At 61.8% G+C, this 18,077-nt stretch carries 17 protein-coding genes; 11 read left to right on the top strand and 6 right to left on the bottom strand.

Annotated elements, in window-relative coordinates; translation table 11 throughout:
- Positions 1–201 precede the first annotated feature (201 nt).
- The 5 genes from J3P94_RS01805 to ppx all read left to right on the top strand — a co-directional run bounded on the left by J3P94_RS01805 (position 202) and on the right by ppx (position 4,806).
- A complete protein-coding gene (locus J3P94_RS01805) occupies positions 202–987 on the top strand; it encodes a transporter substrate-binding domain-containing protein (RefSeq protein WP_434571010.1) in 786 nt (261 codons plus the stop codon).
- Between the two features lie 21 nt (positions 988–1,008).
- Positions 1,009–1,677 (top strand): amino acid ABC transporter permease, encoded by a 669-nt coding sequence (locus J3P94_RS01800; RefSeq protein ID WP_305498009.1) that lies wholly within the window; start codon positions 1,009–1,011, stop codon positions 1,675–1,677.
- Positions 1,674–2,324: an amino acid ABC transporter permease gene (locus J3P94_RS01795; RefSeq protein ID WP_305498007.1), complete on the top strand. Its 651-nt coding sequence runs from the start codon at positions 1,674–1,676 to the stop codon at positions 2,322–2,324. The genes J3P94_RS01800 and J3P94_RS01795 overlap by 4 nt, the downstream gene beginning before the upstream one ends.
- Positions 2,311–3,045 carry an amino acid ABC transporter ATP-binding protein gene (locus J3P94_RS01790; RefSeq protein WP_434571008.1) on the top strand — a complete coding sequence of 245 codons (735 nt, stop codon included), beginning with the start codon at positions 2,311–2,313 and terminating at the stop codon, positions 3,043–3,045. The genes J3P94_RS01795 and J3P94_RS01790 overlap by 14 nt, the downstream gene beginning before the upstream one ends.
- A gap of 258 nt (positions 3,046–3,303) precedes the next feature.
- Positions 3,304–4,806 (top strand): exopolyphosphatase, encoded by a 1,503-nt coding sequence (gene ppx, locus J3P94_RS01785; protein WP_434571006.1) that lies wholly within the window; start codon positions 3,304–3,306, stop codon positions 4,804–4,806.
- 203 nt (positions 4,807–5,009) lie between these two features.
- On the opposite strand, the gene ppk1 is transcribed toward ppx, so the two are convergent.
- Positions 5,010–7,226: a polyphosphate kinase 1 gene (ppk1, locus tag J3P94_RS01780; RefSeq protein ID WP_434571004.1), complete on the bottom strand. Its 2,217-nt coding sequence runs from the start codon at positions 7,224–7,226 to the stop codon at positions 5,010–5,012.
- A 17-nt stretch (positions 7,227–7,243) separates the two neighbouring features.
- A complete protein-coding gene (gene hemB / locus J3P94_RS01775; protein ID WP_434571002.1) occupies positions 7,244–8,257 on the bottom strand; it encodes a porphobilinogen synthase in 1,014 nt (337 codons plus the stop codon).
- A gap of 204 nt (positions 8,258–8,461) precedes the next feature.
- Between hemB and J3P94_RS01770 the strand changes: the two genes are divergently transcribed.
- Entirely contained in the window at positions 8,462–9,085 is a 624-nt protein-coding gene (locus tag J3P94_RS01770; RefSeq protein WP_305498000.1) for a DedA family protein, read from the top strand.
- On the opposite strand, the gene J3P94_RS01765 is transcribed toward J3P94_RS01770, so the two are convergent.
- Positions 9,066–10,301, bottom strand: coding sequence for a sterol desaturase family protein (locus J3P94_RS01765; protein WP_434571000.1), 1,236 nt, complete (start codon positions 10,299–10,301; stop codon positions 9,066–9,068). The two genes, J3P94_RS01770 and J3P94_RS01765, sit on opposite strands and share 20 nt — an antisense overlap.
- A 122-nt stretch (positions 10,302–10,423) precedes the next feature.
- Here J3P94_RS01765 and elbB point away from each other — a divergent pair, with 122 nt between their 5' ends.
- Positions 10,424–11,092 carry an isoprenoid biosynthesis glyoxalase ElbB gene (gene elbB, locus J3P94_RS01760; protein ID WP_434570998.1) on the top strand — a complete coding sequence of 223 codons (669 nt, stop codon included), beginning with the start codon at positions 10,424–10,426 and terminating at the stop codon, positions 11,090–11,092.
- 122 nt (positions 11,093–11,214) lie between these two features.
- Here elbB and J3P94_RS01755 read toward each other — a convergent pair whose 3' ends face one another.
- Positions 11,215–11,670: a YaiI/YqxD family protein gene (locus tag J3P94_RS01755; protein ID WP_434570996.1), complete on the bottom strand. Its 456-nt coding sequence runs from the start codon at positions 11,668–11,670 to the stop codon at positions 11,215–11,217.
- Between the two features lie 109 nt (positions 11,671–11,779).
- Positions 11,780–13,678: an FTR1 family protein gene (locus tag J3P94_RS01750; protein WP_434570994.1), complete on the bottom strand. Its 1,899-nt coding sequence runs from the start codon at positions 13,676–13,678 to the stop codon at positions 11,780–11,782.
- Positions 13,679–13,991: 313 nt separating this feature from the next.
- On the opposite strand from J3P94_RS01750, the gene J3P94_RS01745 reads away from it, so the two are divergent.
- The 4 genes from J3P94_RS01745 (at position 13,992) to J3P94_RS01730 (ending at position 17,264) form a co-directional block, all read left to right on the top strand.
- Positions 13,992–15,386 (top strand): COG3014 family protein, encoded by a 1,395-nt coding sequence (locus J3P94_RS01745; RefSeq protein ID WP_434570992.1) that lies wholly within the window; start codon positions 13,992–13,994, stop codon positions 15,384–15,386.
- A gap of 18 nt (positions 15,387–15,404) precedes the next feature.
- Positions 15,405–15,776 carry a DUF1425 domain-containing protein gene (locus J3P94_RS01740; RefSeq protein WP_434570991.1) on the top strand — a complete coding sequence of 124 codons (372 nt, stop codon included), beginning with the start codon at positions 15,405–15,407 and terminating at the stop codon, positions 15,774–15,776.
- Positions 15,777–15,929: 153 nt separating this feature from the next.
- Positions 15,930–16,517 (top strand): penicillin-binding protein activator LpoB, encoded by a 588-nt coding sequence (gene lpoB / locus J3P94_RS01735; protein ID WP_305497989.1) that lies wholly within the window; start codon positions 15,930–15,932, stop codon positions 16,515–16,517.
- 3 nt (positions 16,518–16,520) lie between these two features.
- Positions 16,521–17,264, top strand: coding sequence for a penicillin-binding protein activator LpoB (locus J3P94_RS01730; protein ID WP_305497988.1), 744 nt, complete (start codon positions 16,521–16,523; stop codon positions 17,262–17,264).
- A 141-nt stretch (positions 17,265–17,405) separates the two neighbouring features.
- Here J3P94_RS01730 and rhtB read toward each other — a convergent pair whose 3' ends face one another.
- Positions 17,406–18,038 carry a homoserine/homoserine lactone efflux protein gene (gene rhtB / locus J3P94_RS01725; RefSeq protein WP_434570989.1) on the bottom strand — a complete coding sequence of 211 codons (633 nt, stop codon included), beginning with the start codon at positions 18,036–18,038 and terminating at the stop codon, positions 17,406–17,408.
- Positions 18,039–18,077 lie beyond the last annotated feature (39 nt).

Below are 18,077 nucleotides of genomic sequence, written 5' to 3'. Positions count from 1 at the left end.
CCCTCGGCAAGTCGTGCCCCAGCAGGGTTCGGCGGCTTGTATCAACGCTCGATAAAGGTGCGAAACGCGACGCAACTGTTCAGACCAGTCAGACCGATGCTCGCCAGCAAAATCGCGGCTTTGGTGGATCAGCAAGGCCTTTGGCATGGCCTGTGCTCTGTCCGATCAGAGAAATCACATCATCGACTGCGGAGATTCACCATGATCCAGCGTTGCAGCGTCCTGCTCACTGCCCTGTTTGCCAGCCTGATGCTTTGCCAATTGCCCGCCCACGCCGATGGCCTGGAAGACGTGGTCAAGCGCGGTACGCTCAAGGTTGCGGTGCCTCAGGATTTTCCACCGTTCGGCTCCGTGGGTCCGGACATGAAGCCACGCGGCCTGGACATCGATACGGCGAAACTGCTGGCCGACCAGCTCAAGGTCAAGCTTGAGCTGACGCCGGTGAACAGCACCAACCGCATTCCATTCCTGACCACCGGCAAGGTCGACCTGGTGATTTCCAGCCTGGGCAAGAACCCGGAGCGTGAAAAAGTCATCGACTTCTCCAGCGCCTACGCGCCGTTCTACCTGGCGGTGTTCGGCCCGCCTGACGCCGCCATCAACGGCCTGGACGACCTCAAGGGCAAGACCATCAGCGTCACCCGTGGCGCCATCGAAGACATCGAGCTGAGCAAGGTCGCCCCCGAAGGCACCACCATCAAGCGCTTCGAAGACAACAACTCGACCATCGCCGCCTACCTGGCCGGCCAGGTGGACCTGATCGCCAGTGGCAACGTGGTGATGGTCGCCATCAGCGAGCGCAACCCCAAGCGAGTTCCGGCGTTGAAAGTGAAACTCAAGGACTCGCCGGTGTACGTGGGCGTGAACAAGAACGAGCCGGCGCTGCTGGACAAGGTCAACCAGATCCTCGCTACGGCCAAGACCGACGGCAGCCTGGAAAAAAATTCCCAGACCTGGCTCAAGCAGCCGCTGCCGGCCGACCTCTGACCGTCGCTTGAGAGGCTGAGCATGGCTTATCAGTTCGATTTCCTGCCGGTGGTGCAAAACACCGAGCTGCTGTTGCGCGGCGCGCTGTTCACCCTTGAACTGACGGCCATCGGCGCGTTGCTCGGGGTCGGCCTGGGCATCGTCGGGGCGGTGGTTCGGGCGTGGAATATCCGTCCGTTCGCGGCGATCTTCGGCGTGTACGTGGAACTGATCCGCAACACGCCGTTCCTGGTCCAGTTGTTTTTCATCTTCTTCGGCTTGCCGTCCCTGGGCCTGCAGATTTCCGAGTGGCAGGCGGCGGTGCTGGCGATGGTGATCAACCTCGGCGCGTATTCCACCGAGATCATCCGGGCCGGCATCCAGGCTATCCCGCGGGGGCAACTGGAAGCCGCCGCGGCACTTGCGATGAGCCGCTTCGAAGCGTTCCGCCACGTAGTCTTGCTGCCGGCACTGGGCAAGGTCTGGCCGGCGCTGAGCAGCCAGATCATCATCGTGATGCTCGGCTCCGCCGTCTGTTCGCAGATCGCCACCGAAGAGCTGAGCTTCGCCGCCAATTTCATTCAGTCGCGCAATTTCCGCGCGTTCGAAACCTACGCGCTGACGACGCTGATCTACCTGTGCATGGCGCTGTTGATCCGCCAGTTTCTCAACTGGATCGGGCGTCGCTACATTGCCAGGAGCAGCCAATGAGCGATTTCACTTTCTGGGACGTGGTGCGCAACCTGCTAACCGGCCTGCAATGGACCCTGGCGCTGTCGCTGGTGGCGTTTATCGGCGGCGGTGTGATCGGCTTGCTGGTGATGGTGCTGCGCATCTCCAAACGCGCCCTGCCGCGTAATGTCGCCCGGACCTATATCGAGCTGTTCCAGGGCACGCCGCTGTTGATGCAGTTGTTCCTGGTGTTCTTTGGCGTGGCCCTGGCCGGGGTGGAGATTTCGCCCTGGATGGCTGCGGCGATCGCCCTGACGCTGTTTACCAGCGCTTACCTGGCGGAGATCTGGCGCGGTTGTGTCGACTCGATTTCCAACGGCCAATGGGAAGCGTCCGCGAGCCTGGCGCTCAACCCGCTGGAACAGTTGCGCTACGTGATCCTGCCCCAGGCGCTGCGCATTGCCGTGGCGCCGACCGTGGGCTTCTCCGTGCAGGTGGTCAAGGGCACGGCCGTGACGTCGATCATCGGCTTTACCGAACTGACCAAGACCGGCGGCATGCTCGCCAATGCCACGTTCGAGCCGTTCATGGTCTACGGCCTGGTGGCCCTCGGTTATTTCCTCCTTTGTTACCCCTTGTCCCTCAGCGCGCGCTATCTGGAAAGGAGACTGCATGCCTCTGCTTAGAATTTCCGCCCTGCATAAGTACTACGGCGATCACCACGTGCTCAAAGGCATCGACCTGAGCGTCGAGGAAGGCCAGGTGGTAGCGATCATCGGCCGCAGCGGTTCGGGAAAATCCACCTTGCTGCGCACCCTGAACGGTCTCGAATCGATTAACGACGGCGTGATCGAAGTCGATGGCGAGTACCTCGACGCGGCACGCGCCGACTTGCGCAGCCTGCGTCAGAAAGTCGGGATGGTGTTCCAGCAGTTCAATCTGTTCCCGCACCTGACGGTCGGCGAGAACGTGATGCTCGCGCCACAAGTCGTGCAAAAAGTGCCCAAGGCCAAGGCGGCCGAGCTGGCGCGGCAGATGCTGGAGCGGGTCGGGCTCGGCGAGAAATTCGACGCCTTCCCGGACCGTTTGTCCGGCGGCCAACAGCAACGGGTCGCGATTGCCCGCGCCCTGGCGATGTCGCCAAAGGTGCTGCTGTGCGATGAAATCACCTCGGCCCTGGACCCGGAGCTGGTCAATGAAGTGCTCAGCGTGGTGCGGCAATTGGCCAAGGAAGGCATGACGCTGATCATGGTCACCCATGAAATGCGCTTTGCCCGGGAGGTGGGGGACAAGCTGGTGTTCATGCACCAGGGCAAGGTGCATGAAATGGGGGACCCGAAGGTACTGTTCGCCGATCCGCAGACGGCCGAGCTGGCGAACTTCATCGGTACGGTCGAGCCTGCCTGAACTTTGCTGGCAAGACCTTCTGTGGCGAGGGAGCTTGCTCCCGCTCGACTGCGCAGCAGTCCCGGGCCCTGCCAGCCGGTTTATTCCTGATGTATCGGGTTGATTCATTTGGTGCTGCTGCGCAGCCCAGCGGGAGCAAGCTCCCTCGCCACAGAAGCCAAGCCAAGCTGCTCCGGGTCAAGGGTTTGGATCAGGCGCGTTGGCGTAAGCGGTCGATCGTGGCAGGATGGCAAGGTTATCGACCGAGACTTTTTGACCATGCCGCTATCCCAAGCCAAGAATCTGTCCCTGATCGCTGCCATAGACCTGGGCTCCAACAGCTTTCACATGGTCGTCGCCAAGGCCCAGAACGGGGAAATCCGCATTCTTGAGCGACTCGGCGAGAAGGTCCAGCTGGCCGCCGGTATCGACGAAGAACGTCAACTGAGCGAAGAATCCATCCAGCGCGGCCTCGACTGCCTCAAACGGTTCGCCCAACTGATCAACGGCATGCCCCTGGGCGCGGTGCGCATCGTCGGCACCAATGCCCTGCGCGAGGCGCGCAACCGCGGCGAATTCATCCGGCGCGCCGAAGAGATCCTCGGCCATCCGGTGGAAGTCATCTCCGGCCGTGAAGAAGCCCGCCTGATCTACCTGGGTGTTTCCCACACCCTGGCCGACACCCCGGGGAAGCGCCTGGTGGCGGACATCGGCGGCGGTAGTACCGAATTCATCATCGGCCAGCGCTTCGAACCACTGTTGCGCGAAAGCCTGCAGATGGGTTGCGTCAGCTTCACTCAGCGCTACTTCCGCGACGGCAAGATCACCCCGGCCCGCTACGCCCAAGCCTACACGGCGGCGCGCCTGGAAATCATGAGCATCGAGCACGCGCTGCACCGCCTGGCCTGGGATGAAGCCATCGGTTCCTCGGGCACCATTCGCGCCATCGGCCTGGCGCTCAAGGCTGGCGGCCATGGCAGTGGCGAGGTCAACGCCGAAGGCCTGGCCTGGCTCAAGCGCAAAGTGTTCAAGCTGGGCGAATCGGACAAGATCGACTTCGAAGGTATCAAGCCTGATCGCCGGGCGATTTTCCCGGCGGGCCTGGCGATTCTCGAGGCGATTTTTGACGCCCTCGAACTGCAACGCATGGACCACTGCGAAGGTGCCCTGCGTGAGGGCGTGCTCTACGACCTGCTGGGGCGCCATCATCACGAAGACGTCCGCGAGCGCACCCTCGGCTCGCTCATGGAGCGTTACCACGTCGACCAGGAACAGGCGGCGCGGGTCGAGCGCAAGGCCCTGCACGCGTTCGACCAGGTGGCCGACGACTGGGACCTGAACGACGGTGTCTGGCGCGAACTGCTGGGCTGGGCCGCCAAGGTGCACGAAGTCGGCCTGGACATCGCCCACTACCATTACCACAAGCACGGCGCCTACCTGATCGAGCACTCGGACCTGGCGGGTTTCTCTCGCGAAGACCAGCAGATGCTTGCGCTACTGGTGCGTGGTCACCGGCGCAATATTCCCAAGGATAAATTCGCCGAGTTCGGCGATGACGGCATCAAGCTGATCCGCTTGTGCGTGCTGTTGCGCTTCGCAATCCTCTTCCACCACATCCGTGGCACCCAGGAAATGCCCCAGGTAACCCTGCATGCCAATGGTGATCAACTGGATGTGATATTCCCGGACGGCTGGCTGGAAGAAAACCAACTGACCCAGGCCGACTTCGCCCAGGAAGCGGAATGGCTGACCCGGGTTGGGATTGTGTTGAATATTCACTGAGTCCAGCGACAAAGATCTTGTGGCGAGGGGATTTATCCCCGCTGGGCTGCGAAGCAGCCCCTGAGAGGTTGGACTCAGTAAATCTGACGCACCGCGCTGCCAGGTTTTAGGGCTGCTGCGCAGCCCAACGGGGATAAATCCCCTCGCCACAAATAAATCCGCTCGCCTTCAGACTGTGTAGCCTGAAGCAGTCGCCTCCAACCCTAACGAACCGCCAACACCGGGCTGCTAAGCCGATCCAGCAAGGTCGCCTGGGCACTGCGCGGGTTCTGGTTGCCGGTCGGTGTGTTGCGGATGTAACGGCCGTCCGACTGCAGGCTCCAACTGTGGGTATTGTCGGTGAGGTAGCTTTCCAGCTCTTTCTTGACCCGCAGGATCAGCTTCTTGCCCTCCACCGGGAAGCAGGTCTCGACACGCTTGTCGAGGTTGCGCTCCATCCAGTCGGCACTGGAGAGGAACATTTGCTCCTCGCCGCCATTGAGGAAATAGAACACCCGCGTGTGCTCCAGGAAGCGCCCGATGATCGAGCGCACATGGATGTTGTGGGACACCCCAGGAATGCCCGGCCGCAGGCAGCACATGCCGCGTACCACCAGGTCGATGCGCACGCCCGACTGGCTGGCCTTGTATAGCGCGCGAATGATCTTCGGATCAGTCAGCGAGTTGAATTTGGCGATGATGTGCGCGGGCTTGCCGTCCAGGGCGAACTGGGTTTCCCGGGCGATCATGTCGAGCATGCCCTTTTTCAGGGTGAACGGCGCATGCAGCAATTTTTTCATGCGCAGCGTCTTGCCCATGCCGATCAGTTGGCTGAACAGCTTGCCGACGTCCTCGCACAGCGCATCATCCGAGGTCAGCAGGCTGTAGTCGGTATACAGCCGAGCGTTGGCGGCGTGATAGTTGCCGGTGCCCAAGTGCGCGTAGCGCACAATCTCGCCGGCCTCGCGCCGCAGGATGAGCATCATCTTGGCGTGGGTCTTGTAGCCAACCACGCCGTAGATCACCACCGCGCCGGCCGCTTGCAGGCGGCTGGCCAGTTGCAGGTTGGATTCTTCGTCGAAACGCGCACGCAATTCGATCACCGCGGTGACTTCCTTGCCGTTTCGCGCCGCGTCCACCAGGGCGTCGACGATCTCCGAGTTGGCGCCGCTGCGATACAACGTCTGGCGCACCGCCAATACGTGGGGGTCCTTGGCGGCCTGGCGCAGCAAATCGACCACCGGCGTGAACGACTCGAAGGGGTGCAGCAGGAGGATGTCCTGTTTGCTGACCACACTGAAAATGTTCTCGCTGTTTTGCAGCAGTTTCGGAATCTGCGGCGTAAACGGCGAGTATTGCAGCTCCGGATGGCTGTCCAGGCCGGTGATGCTGAACAGCCGCGTCAGGTTCACCGGACCATTGACCTGATACAGCTCGGTCTCGTGCAGGTTGAACTGCTTGAGCAAGTAGTCGGACAGATGTTTCGGACAGGTGTCGGCCACTTCCAGGCGCACCGCATCGCCGTAACGGCGGGAGAACAGCTCGCCGCGCAGGGCGCGGGCCAGGTCTTCGACGTCCTCGGTGTCCACCGACAGGTCGGCGTTACGGGTCAGGCGGAACTGGTAGCAGCCCTTGACCTTCATGCCCTGGAACAGGTCATCGGCATGGGCGTGGATCATTGACGACAGGAACACGTAGTTGTCGCCAGGCCCGCCGACGTCTTCCGGCACGCGGATGATGCGCGGCAGCAGGCGCGGCGCCGGAATGATCGCAAGGCCGGAATCGCGGCCAAAGGCGTCGATGCCTTCCAGCTCGACGATGAAGTTCAGGCTCTTGTTCACCAGCAATGGGAACGGGTGCGTCGGGTCGAGGCCGATCGGGGTGATGATCGGAGCGATCTCGTCACGGAAATAACGGCGTACCCAGGTCTTGAGCTTGGTCGTCCAGTAGCGGCGACGGATGAAGCGGACCTGATGTTTTTCCAGCTCCGGCAACAGGATGTCGTTGAGGATCGCGTACTGGCGGTCAACATGACCGTGTACCAGCTCGCTGATGCGCGCCAGGGCCTGGTGCGGTTGCAAACCATCGGCACCGGCCTGCTCGCGGGCGAAGGTGATCTGTTTTTTCAGGCCGGCGACGCGAATCTCGAAGAACTCGTCCAGGTTGCTGGAAAAGATCAGCAAAAACTTCAGCCGCTCAAGCAGTGGATAGGACTCATCCAGTGCCTGCTCCAGCACGCGGATGTTGAATTGCAGTTGCGACAGCTCGCGATGGATGTACAAGCTGCTGTCATCCAGATTGGTGATCGTGATCGCCGGAGCAGGGGCCGGCTCGGGCACGGCCGCTGGAGCCGACTCCAGCTCCGGCGGCGTTTCGGCGGCTTGCTCGACCACGGGCTGGGCGTCTTTTACGGCAACTTCTGTGAGTCCTTCGGTATTCATCGCAAGTTCCTGGGAGGCTATTTCTGCTCTCGTAACAATTGGGCGGCGCGCACGGCAAAGTAGGTCAGGATGCCATCAGCACCCGCACGTTTGAAAGCGGTCAGGGACTCGAGAATCACCCCTTCGCTCAACCAGCCGTTCTGGATCGCGGCCATGTGCATCGCATACTCGCCGCTGACCTGATAAACAAAGGTCGGTACTTTGAATTCTTCCTTTACCCGGCAAAGAATGTCGAGATAAGGCATCCCCGGCTTGACCATGACCATGTCTGCGCCTTCTGACAAGTCGGCAGCCACTTCGTGCAAGGCTTCGTGGGTGTTGGCCGGGTCCATCTGATAGGAAGCCTTGTTGGCCTTGCCCAGGTTCAGGGCCGAGCCGACCGCGTCGCGGAACGGACCGTAGTAGGCGCTGGCGTACTTGGCCGAGTAGGCCATGATGCGCACGTTGACATGGCCGGCCACTTCCAGGGCTTCGCGGATCGCCTGGATGCGACCGTCCATCATGTCGGATGGCGCCACGACTTGGGCCCCCGCTTCGGCGTGGGACAACGCTTGCCTGACCAGCGCATCGACGGTGATGTCGTTCTGCACGTAGCCTTCTTCGTCGAGAATGCCGTCCTGACCGTGCGTGGTAAACGGGTCCAGCGCTACGTCGGTAATCACACCGAGCTCCGGGAAGCGCGCGCGCAGGGCACGGGTCGCGCGCTGGGCAATACCCTCGGGGTTCCAGGCTTCGGCGGCGTCCAGCGATTTGAGCGCTGGCGGGGTGACCGGGAACAGCGCCAGCGCCGGGATACCCAGTTCCACCCACTCGGCCGCCGCTTCGAGCAGCAAGTCGATGGTCAGGCGCTCCACGCCAGGCATCGACGCCACCGCTTCACGACGGTTCTCCCCGTCCAGTACGAACACCGGCAGGATCAGGTCATTGGTGGTCAGCACATTTTCACGCACCAGCCGACGGGAGAACTCATCACGGCGGTTGCGGCGCAGACGGGTGGCGGGGAACAGACGATTGGCGGGGGTAAAGCTCACGGCAGACTCCTGAGCCCGCAGACGGGCGAGCGTGACAGTTATAAGCGGTCATTATGACGAACGCATGACAGTTGTGCTGAAGCGCGACCACTAGTCGCAGTGATTGTCTTCTGTAGGAAATGTTCACGTCGAGACACATTTCGATACTTTCCTGAATGTGCCTGAAGGGTTAGGCTGCGCGTTCATTTCGCCAGCACCCAGACAATGCTCCAACAATTTCTGCATGACTTCGGCTACTTGGCCCTGTTTATCGGCACGTTCTTCGAAGGCGAAACCATCCTCGTGCTCGCAGGCTTCCTGGCGTTCCGTGGCTACATGGACATCAACCTGGTGGTGGTCGTGGCATTTTGCGGCAGCTACGCGGGCGATCAGCTGTGGTACTTCCTGGGCCGCAAACATGGTCGCAAGCTCCTGGCGCGCAAGCCGCGCTGGCAGTTGATGGGGGATCGCGCGCTGGAACACATCCGCCGCCATCCGGACATCTGGGTACTGAGCTTTCGCTTCGTCTACGGTTTGCGCACGGTGATGCCGGTGGCGATCGGCCTCTCTGGCTATCCACCGGGTCGCTACCTGCTGCTCAACGGTATCGGCGCGGCGATCTGGGCCACGGCCCTGGCGGCCGCCGCGTACCACTTTGGCGCGGTGCTCGAAGGCATGCTGGGCAGCATCAAGAAATACGAACTGTGGGTACTCGGCGCCCTGCTGGTGCTGGGCCTGGGCCTATGGCTGCGCCGACGCATCAAGAACGCACGGCTGGCCAGACAAGTCCTTGCGGCAGAACGTCTCGAACAAGCCAAGTCCGCCGAAACTACGACGCCAGGCGAGTAAGACGGTTGCGGCAATAGTACAAGCCAATGCCGCTGATCAGGCTGTAGCTGAGCAAGCCAACCCAGGCCACCGGGCTGGCCGGCCATAACCCGGCCAGCGGCGCCAGCCACACCAGCGGCAGGTTCGCAGCCAGGCGCAAAAGCTCGAGCCTCAGCGCCCACGGGCGATTCTCCAGAGTCGCGCCCAACACGAACAGACCCAACGCTACCGCTCCCCACCCCAACACCAGGGCAGTGGCCGGAAGGCTGTTTTCCAGGTTCATCAAATAACTGCCCAGGGCGACGTAGAAGCAAAACTGCAGCGCCACGTATCCCTGGTGGCGTCCGGCCAGGGGCACTTCGAATTTGCGGAACCGGCTCAGATCCGGCTTGTACAGCGGGTACCTGGCGGCCACATCGGCTGGCCGCCAACCGGTGGGCATGAACCAGATCCGCAGCTTGTCCCACCAGCGCTCGGCCCGCCGGGCATCGGCCCACAGTTGCGCATAGAACTGCAGATTGGCCCACAACGGATTCCAGCTCGCCAGTGGCGTGGTCACGCCGAAAATGACCGGCTCGTTGTCGTCCTCTTCCTGGAAGGTGCCAAACAGACGGTCCCAAATAATGAACACGCCGCCGTAGTTGCGATCCATGTAGAGAGGGTTCTGTGCATGGTGGGCACGATGATTGGATGGCGTGACGAAGCACCACTCCAGCCAGCCGAGCTTGGGGATGTGCTGGGTATGCACCCAGAACTGATAAAGCAGGTTCAACGCCGCGACACTGACGAACACCAGCAGCGGCACGCCCAGCACCGCCAGCGGCAGGTAGAAGATCCAGCTCAGCAGGAAACCGCTGCTGGTCTGGCGCAATGCCGTGGAGAGGTTGTAGTCCTCGCTCTGGTGGTGCACCGAATGGGCGGCCCAGAGGATGTTGCGCTCGTGGCCCAAGCGGTGCAGCCAGTAGTAGCAGAAGTCATAGAACACAAAGGCGAACACCCAGGTCCAGGCCTGGTCGGTCGGCCATTGAAAGACCGCCAGATGCTCCAGGGCAAAGGCATAGGTCACCAGGCCCACGCCCTTGGTCAACAACCCCGTCGTGGTCGACAGCACACCGGTGCTCAGGCTGTTGATCGCGTCCGCCAGGCGATAGTGGCTCACGCCACGCCAGCGATCGGCCAGCAACTCGACGGCAATCAACACGAAAAAAAACGGCACGGCATACAGGATGAAATTCATGACGCGACCCGGGCATGCAAGGCAGGAAGGAGCTGGCAGATTAGGTGTAGCTGCCGGATCCCCCTATGGCAACGAGTGACAAATTAGTAGACATTTAACGCCATGAATCTGGAGAAAAGCCCATGAGCAAAAAAGTTGCAGTGATCCTTTCCGGCTGTGGCGTGTACGACGGCGCAGAGATCCACGAAAGCGTGATCACTTTGCTGCGTCTCGACCAGCGCGGCGCGCAGGTCCAGTGTTTCGCCCCCAACATCGCCCAATTGCATGTCATCAATCACCTGACCGGCGAGGAAATGCCCGAGAGCCGCAACGTGTTGGTGGAATCGGCGCGCATCGCCCGGGGAAATGTGAAAGACCTGCGCGAAGCCAGGGCCGAGGACTTTGATGCGCTGATCGTGCCCGGCGGCTTCGGCTCGGCGAAAAACCTCTCCAACTTTGCCGTCGAAGGCGCCGGTTGCAGCGTCCAGCCGCAAGTCCTGGCGTTGACCGAAGCCTTCGCCGAGGCCGGCAAGCCGGTTGGGCTGATCTGCATCTCACCGGCCCTGGCGGCGAAAATCTACGGCCCTGGGGTGACCTGCACCATCGGCACGGACGCCGACACCGCCGCTGCCGTGACCAAGATGGGCGGGACTCATGAAGAGTGCCTGGTCACCGATATCGTCGAAGACACCGCGCGCAAGCTGGTCAGCACCCCCGCCTACATGCTGGCGCAGAACATCAGCGAAGCGGCTTCGGGGATCAACAAGCTGGTGGATCGGGTGTTGGAGCTGACGCACGAGAACGATGAGTGACCTCCCGTCTCTTTTCTGTGGGAGCGAGCCTGCTCGCGAAAACGCCGGTACAGGCAACCTGTCCATAGGCTGTTAAGCCGCCTTCGCGAGCAGGCTCGCTCCCACAGGAATCCAGGCAAGGTTCAAGACAAGCGAGACAACCGCGTCAATATCCGATCCAGCGCATTGGCAAATCCCTGCTTGTCCCGCTCGCTGTACGCCGCCGGGCCACCGCCCATGTGGCCCTGTTCCCGCAAATCGGTAAACAGGTTGCGCACCGCCAGTCGATCGCCCATGTTCTGCGCGTCGAACTCCTTGCCCCTCGGGTCAAGGGCTGCGACGCCTTTCTTTACCAGGCGGTCGGCCAGCGGCACGTCGCTGCAGATCACCAGCTCACCCGGGACGGCATGCTCCACCAGATAATCGTCCGCCGCATCAGGCCCGCTGGGCACCACGATCAGCTTCACCAGAGCCAGGCCCGGCTTGATCTGCGGCTGCCCGGCCACCAGTACTACTTCAAACTGGCGCTTCAAGGCGAACTTGACCACCAGGTCCTTAGCGGCCTTGGGGCAGGCGTCGGCGTCGATCCATACACGCATCGGGTTATTCCTCTTCAAAAGCTTCGCGAGCGGGCTCGCTCCCACAGTGGATAGCCTACCTCCTGTGGGAGCGAGCTTGCTCGCGATTATGAGCGCAGCGAATGCTTTTTCAGGAAACCTGCACCCGACGCTTCTCCGCCACCCAGCTGCGCCCATACAGCACAACGATCGCAATGATCGCCACCGCCTGGGCCGCCAGGGAATAAGCATCGGCATGGATGCCCAGCCAGTCGAACTCGAAGAACGCCACCGGCCGCGTGCCGAAGATCCCGGCTTCCTGCAAGGCCTTCACGCCATGGCCGGCAAATACCACCGACAACGCACACAGCAAACCGGCGTTGATGCTGAAGAACAGCGCCAGCGGCAATTTCGCCGAGCCGCGCAAGATCACCCAGGCCAGCCCCACCAGCAGCACCAGCGCCGTCGCGCCGCCGGCCAACACCGCGTCATGGCCGGCCGGGCCGGCCTGCAGCCACAGGGTTTCGTAGAACAGGATCACCTCGAACAGCTCTCGATAGACCGAGAAAAATGCCAGGATCGCGAAACCGAAACGGCCTCCGCCGCCGACCAGGCTGCTCTTGATGTAATCCTGCCAGGCCGCCGCGTGGCGCCGGTCGTGCATCCACACACCCAACCACAGCACCATCACGCTGGCGAACAACGCCGTCGCGCCTTCGAGCAATTCGCGCTGCGCGCCACTGACATCGATTACGTATGCGGCGAGCGCCCAGGTCGCCAGGCCGGCCAGCAGCGCCAGGCCCCAGCCAACGTTGACGCTGCGCACCGCCGACTGCTGGCCAGTGTTGCGCAAGAACGCCAGGATCGCCGCCAGGACCAGGATCGCTTCCAGGCCTTCGCGCAGCAGAATCAGCAAGCCCGAAATGTAGCTCAGCGACCAGCTCAAGCCATCGCCACCGAGCAGGCCGGCGGATTCTTTCAACTTGGCCTTGGCCGCGTCCAGGCGTTGCTCGGCCTGCTCGACCGGCAAACCGTCCTGCAGGGACTGACGGTAGGCCATCAAGGCCTTCTCGGTATCTTTACGGACGTTGGCGTCGACATTGTCCAGTGAGCTTTCCACCAGCTCGAAGCCTTCCAGGTACGCCGCCACCGACAGGTCGTAGGCCTGGTCGTGGTCACCTGTGCGATACGCCGCGATGCTCTTGTCCAGGGTAGCGGCGGTGTAGTCAAGCAACTGCGCCGGGCCGCGCTGCACCTGCGGTGGTTGGGCGCGCTGGGCGCGGAACGTCGCCGCTGCCGCGGGCCCCTGGGCGGCGAGGACTTCGGCCGGGGTCTGGCGGGCCAGGTCGGCAAGGTTGAAGGCCTGCTCGCCCTTGGCCGCAGCCGGGTCGGCGCTGAAGCTGGCGATGTAGGTCGCCAGGTCCCAGCGTTGACGGTCGTCGAGCTGATCGGCGAAGGCCGGCATATCGGTGCCTTCGACGCCCATGCCCAGGGTGTTGTAGATCGCGTAGAGGCTCAGGCGATCCAGGCGCTGCCCCTCGCGCAGGTTCGAGGGCGGCGGCTCCAGGCCGACACCCGCCGGACCGTCGCCGGCACCGCTGTCACCATGGCACACCGAGCAGTTCTGGGCATACAACGGCGCCCCGCGCGTCGGGTCCGGGGTGATCACCGGCGCCTGACTGACCTCATAGGCTACGGCCAGCCTGGCCCCCAGCTGCCGCGCCAGACGGGCCACGTCAGCGCCGTCCTGGCGCTGGCTGATCGCACTGCGCAACGTACCGATGCCTTGCGTCAGCTCAGCTTTTTCTGGCTTGCCTGGCAGCGCGGCGACCAGCCCTTCCAGCACTTGAGTGAATTCCAGTTGCTCGCGATATTCGGCATCGTCGATGACCTTCCCCGCGTCGACGGTCGCCGGGTAATCCGCCCCGATGTAATCCAGCAAGTGCAGCGCCTGTGGCGCGCCTTCAACAGTGTCAGCCAGCAGATCGGCACTGCAAAGCGCAAGCATCGGCAGCGCAATCCAGGCCAGGAAACGAAACGGGGCAGTCATGAATGACTCTCGATTGGAAATAAGAAGTAACACATTGTTCACTTCCAGTGCGCTTGGCTCAAGCACCGATGTGTTCCGGCCAAGCATTTTCATCGGATCTTCATGCTTTGAAGATGACATCACAAAAACATCATTTAGAAACTAAAAAGCCACTACACAAGCAAATCCACTGCTTATAATGCGTCGCCTTCTTATTAGAAGAAGGCATAAAAGCTCCTCTGGACTTGAGGAACCGACGGCGCAAAAGCGCCTGTCCGTGGATCGCCCCAGCCCGACCCGCACCCCCCGGCTGATACTCAGGGAAGAAGTGTTCATGGCATCCCGTGCTCTTTTCTCGGTCGCCCTCGGCGCGATCACCTTGCTGTCCGGCTGCTCGGCGTTTCGCAACTACGACAGCGAACTGGCGCAGACCAATCAGCAACTGGCCTCGGGCAACGTCGACGCGGCATTGACCCTGCTGGAAAAAAACAACACCAGCAAAGACAAAGACCTGCTCTATTTCTTCGAAAAGGGTGAGCTGCTGCGCGCCAAGGGCGACCTGTCCGGCAGCCAGACCGCCTGGACCAGCGCCGACCAGCAAGTCGGGCAGTGGGAAGACGCCGTCAAGCTCGATACCGCCAAGTACGTTGCGCAGTTCGGCAGTTTCCTGGTCAATGACAAAGTCCGGCGCTATGAGGGTTATGACTATGAAAAGGTCATGCTCACCACTCAGATGGCGTTGAACCTGCTGGCGGTGAATGACTTCGACGGCGCACGGATGCAGATCAAGAAGACCCACGAGCGCGAAGCCGTGATCGCCGACCTGCGCGACAAGGAATACCTCAAGCGCGAGGAAGACGCGGAGAAACAGGGGGTCAAGACCGAATACAAGGACCTCAAGGGTTATCCGGTCGCCAGCCTTGACGCCCCTGAAGTGGTCAGCCTGAAAAACAGTTACCAGAGCGCGTTCAGCCATTACCTGGCAGGTTTCGTCTACGAAGCCCTGGGCGAGAAAGATCTGGCCGCGCCGGGTTATCGCAAGGCCGCCGAACTGCGTCCCAACACCCCGCTGCTGGAACAGGCGCTGCTCAACCTCGACAAGCCTGCCGCGAAGGACGACGACAGTGACGTCCTGATTGTGGTGCAGAGCGGCCTGGCGCCATCCCGTGACTCGATGCGAATCCCGCTGCCCTTGCCGATCAGCGGCAATGTGGTCATCACGCCACTGTCCTTCCCGCTGATCAAGCCGGACACCTCCACCGCGACCTTCGCCCAGATCGGCGTCGACGGCCGCCAGTTGGACCTAACCCAGCTCAACAGCACCACCGCCATGTCGCGCCGGGCGCTGCGCGACGACATGCCGGGGATCATCCTGCGCACGACCGTGCGTGCCATCACCCGTGGCGTGGCGCAAAAACAGATCAACGAAACCAACCCGCTGGCCGGCCTGGCCGTGGGCATCACCTCGGCCGTGCTCGAAGGCGCCGACACCCGCACCTGGCGCACCTTGCCGGACTACACCCAAGTGGTGCGCCTGCGCCTGAAGAAGGGCGAACACCAGGTCACCCTGCCAAGCGCGGTAGGCGGCTCGGTGGTCAAGGTCAAGGTTGATCAGCGCTACCAGGTCATCAGCCTGCGGGCGGTGGGCAGCCAGGTCTTCGCCGGCGGCCTTGCGGCCCAGGTGATCCCGAGCGCCAACCCGACCGCCATCGCCCTCAAGCAACCTTAAGAACGGAGTCTTGTTCACATGCGTTTAAAACTGATCGCCGTCGGCGCCCTGGCCTTGCTGGCCGGTTGCGCCACCCCACCACCACCGGAGCCCGGCACTGCCGCCAGCAAGGTCGTGGCGATGGGCAAGACAAAAAACATCGTGGTCGGCGCCATGCGCGTCGCCCGCGAAAACGGCTACATGACCGTCAACGTGCAGTTGAGCAACACCAGTTTCAATAACAAGACGATGTATTACCGCTTCGCCTGGCTGGGACCGGAAGGCTTCCCGATCGCCGAAGAGGAAACCTGGAAAACCCTGACGCTGTATGGCGAACAGACCCGCTTCCTGCCGGCCATCGCACCGACGCCCAAGGCCGTGGATTTCCGTTTGGAAATCAATACCCCTTGAGGTGCTGGACCTGTGGGAGCGAGCTTGCTCGCGATAGCGTCGGGTCAGCCAGCGATGGGGTGAATGACACACAGCAATCGCGAGCAAGCTCGCTCCCACAGAAAAGCGCCTAGTGATTTCTACTCCTTTTTTCAGATTTTAGAGAGCACCTAAATGTTCCTACGCATCTCCTCCCTCGCCCTCGCCGCCCTGCTGGTCAGCGGCTGCGCCAACAACTCGCCGGTCCTGGGCAACAAGAACATCAGCTATGGCGACACCAAGGCCGTGGAAACCGTCACCAACGAATTCGGCTCCACAGACTTGCAGATGATCGCCGAGTCGATGACCCGCTCCCTCGCCCAGTCCGGCATCCTGCAGGGCCGTCCGGTGGTGCAGGTCTACGACGTGAAGAACAAGACCAGCGAGTACATCGATACTCGCGAGATCACTACCAGCATCAAGACCCAACTGATGAAAACCGGCGCGGCACGCTTTGCCAGTGACAACAATGCCATGGACAGCCAGGTCGACCAGCTCAAGCTGCAGAACCAGAGCGGCCTGTACAAAAAAAGCACAGTGGCCAAGACCGGCAACATGATCGCCGCCAAGTACCGCATCGAGGGTTCCATCAGCTCGATCGTCAAGCGCAGCGAAGACTACAAGGACGTCTTCTACAAATTCAGCCTGCAACTGATCGATGTTGAAAGCGGTCTGGCCGAATGGATGGACGAGAAAGAAATCCGCAAGACCACGGAGCGTTAAGCCATGCGTACATGGATCGGCATCATGGCCCTGGCCTGCGCATTCAGTGCGCAGGCGGCCCCAAGAGTCGCAGTGACTGACCTGGCGTACCAGCAACGCGTGGAAGAATACATCCACACCGTTTCGGCCCAGAGCAACTTCCAGGCGAACCCGTACAGCGCCAGCGCGTCGTCGAGCTACGAAGAGATGGAAGCGACCAGCAGCTACATCGAGCAAGGCGAACTGCGCAAGTTCACTGGCGACATCAAGGGCGAGATCCTGCGCAGCGGTATGTTCCAGCTGGTGCAGGGCACGCCGCACACCGCATCGTCCACGGGCGATGTCTATGACGTGATCAAGCGAATCAAGGCCGGGCATTTCAAGGGCGCCGACTATGTGCTGTTCGGCACCGTGTCGGACATCGATTTCACTCGGGACATCAACGAGCTGGGCACTGCCGACAGCTACTCGGCGGTGCTCGCACTGTCGCTGGTGGCGGATTTCAGCCTGATCAACACCAAGACCTATGAAATCACCTCGGCCTTCACCGCCATGGGCGAGGGCCAGGACACCAAGCTGTTGAACCACCGGGACGTGCGTATCAGCCTCAATCGCCCACGGGTCGTGCGCGAAGTGTCCAAGGCGTTGGGTGAAGACGTGGCGCGGCAGTTGAGCGAGCAGCTCGGTGGCCCGAGCCATGAACAGCCTGGCGAGCCGGTGCAGCGCAATAACCTGCCGAGGGATACCGCGCCGGTAATCCTGCGCTGAAGCGCATTGCCAGCTAAGTGCTTTTCGTGGCGAGGGAGCTTGCTCCCGCTCGGTTGCGTAGCGACCGCCTCTTTTGGGGCTACTACGCAGCCCAGCGGGAGCAAGCTCCCTCGCCACAAGAGCTCGCCTTCGCCACGGTAACTACACCGCAGCCCTGCGAATCGTCGCCAGCAGACCTGCCGCGCCGATGAACAGCCCGGCGAAAGTCCGGTTCATCCGCCGTTGCTGTTTCGGGGTACGCAACAGGCGCAAGACCTTGGATGCCAGCCCGGTGTACCCGGCCATGACAATGAGGTCGACGCAGATCATGGTCACGCCCAGGATCAGGTATTGCTTGACCAACGGGGCATGAGGATCGATGAACTGCGGCAGCACCGCGAGCATGAATACCAGCGCCTTGGGGTTGCTGACATTCACCAGGAAACCGCGGAACACCAAAGCCAGGGGTTTGCCGATGGGGCGCACCGCCGCGTCGTCGCTAAGGTCTGCGGGAATGGCCCGCCATTGCTTGACGCCCAGATAGACCAGGTACGCCACGCCGAACCACTTGATTGCGTAGAAGGCGGTAGCTGACGCGGTGAGAATCGCGCCAACACCGGCGGCGACAATCACGATCTGCAACGCCAGGCCCAATTGCAGGCCCAGGGCGTTCCAGTAGCCACGCCAGAAACCGTATTGCAGACCGCTGGACATCGATGCAATGGCACCGGCGCCCGGCGAAAGGCTGATGACCCAGCAGGCGGCGAAGAACGCCAGCCACGTTTCCAGCAACATCGCACACCTCGGCTCAGTTCCGTCGAAACGAATAAGCTA

Source organism: Pseudomonas sp. Z3-8 (assembly GCF_051131975.1).
Classification (GTDB): Bacteria; Pseudomonadota; Gammaproteobacteria; order Pseudomonadales; family Pseudomonadaceae; genus Aquipseudomonas.
This window is presented reverse-complemented; position numbering and strand designations above follow the sequence as displayed.

What these genes read in the sequence shown, in the direction of transcription:
- J3P94_RS01805 (WP_434571010.1), top strand. Translation starts at nt 202, where the DNA reads ATGATCCAGCGTTGCAGCGTCCTGCTCACTGCCCTGTTTGCCAGCCTG.
- ppk1 (WP_434571004.1), bottom strand. Translation starts at nt 7,226, where the DNA reads ATGAATACCGAAGGACTCACAGAAGTTGCCGTAAAAGACGCCCAGCCC.
- J3P94_RS01755 (WP_434570996.1), bottom strand. Translation starts at nt 11,670, where the DNA reads ATGCGTGTATGGATCGACGCCGACGCCTGCCCCAAGGCCGCTAAGGAC.
- J3P94_RS01800 (WP_305498009.1), top strand. Translation starts at nt 1,009, where the DNA reads ATGGCTTATCAGTTCGATTTCCTGCCGGTGGTGCAAAACACCGAGCTG.
- J3P94_RS01790 (WP_434571008.1), top strand. Translation starts at nt 2,311, where the DNA reads ATGCCTCTGCTTAGAATTTCCGCCCTGCATAAGTACTACGGCGATCAC.
- J3P94_RS01740 (WP_434570991.1), top strand. Translation starts at nt 15,405, where the DNA reads ATGCGTTTAAAACTGATCGCCGTCGGCGCCCTGGCCTTGCTGGCCGGT.
- rhtB (WP_434570989.1), bottom strand. Translation starts at nt 18,038, where the DNA reads ATGTTGCTGGAAACGTGGCTGGCGTTCTTCGCCGCCTGCTGGGTCATC.
- elbB (WP_434570998.1), top strand. Translation starts at nt 10,424, where the DNA reads ATGAGCAAAAAAGTTGCAGTGATCCTTTCCGGCTGTGGCGTGTACGAC.
- J3P94_RS01765 (WP_434571000.1), bottom strand. Translation starts at nt 10,301, where the DNA reads ATGAATTTCATCCTGTATGCCGTGCCGTTTTTTTTCGTGTTGATTGCC.
- lpoB (WP_305497989.1), top strand. Translation starts at nt 15,930, where the DNA reads ATGTTCCTACGCATCTCCTCCCTCGCCCTCGCCGCCCTGCTGGTCAGC.
- J3P94_RS01750 (WP_434570994.1), bottom strand. Translation starts at nt 13,678, where the DNA reads ATGACTGCCCCGTTTCGTTTCCTGGCCTGGATTGCGCTGCCGATGCTT.
- J3P94_RS01795 (WP_305498007.1), top strand. Translation starts at nt 1,674, where the DNA reads ATGAGCGATTTCACTTTCTGGGACGTGGTGCGCAACCTGCTAACCGGC.
- ppx (WP_434571006.1), top strand. Translation starts at nt 3,304, where the DNA reads ATGCCGCTATCCCAAGCCAAGAATCTGTCCCTGATCGCTGCCATAGAC.
- J3P94_RS01730 (WP_305497988.1), top strand. Translation starts at nt 16,521, where the DNA reads ATGCGTACATGGATCGGCATCATGGCCCTGGCCTGCGCATTCAGTGCG.
- J3P94_RS01770 (WP_305498000.1), top strand. Translation starts at nt 8,462, where the DNA reads ATGCTCCAACAATTTCTGCATGACTTCGGCTACTTGGCCCTGTTTATC.
- J3P94_RS01745 (WP_434570992.1), top strand. Translation starts at nt 13,992, where the DNA reads ATGGCATCCCGTGCTCTTTTCTCGGTCGCCCTCGGCGCGATCACCTTG.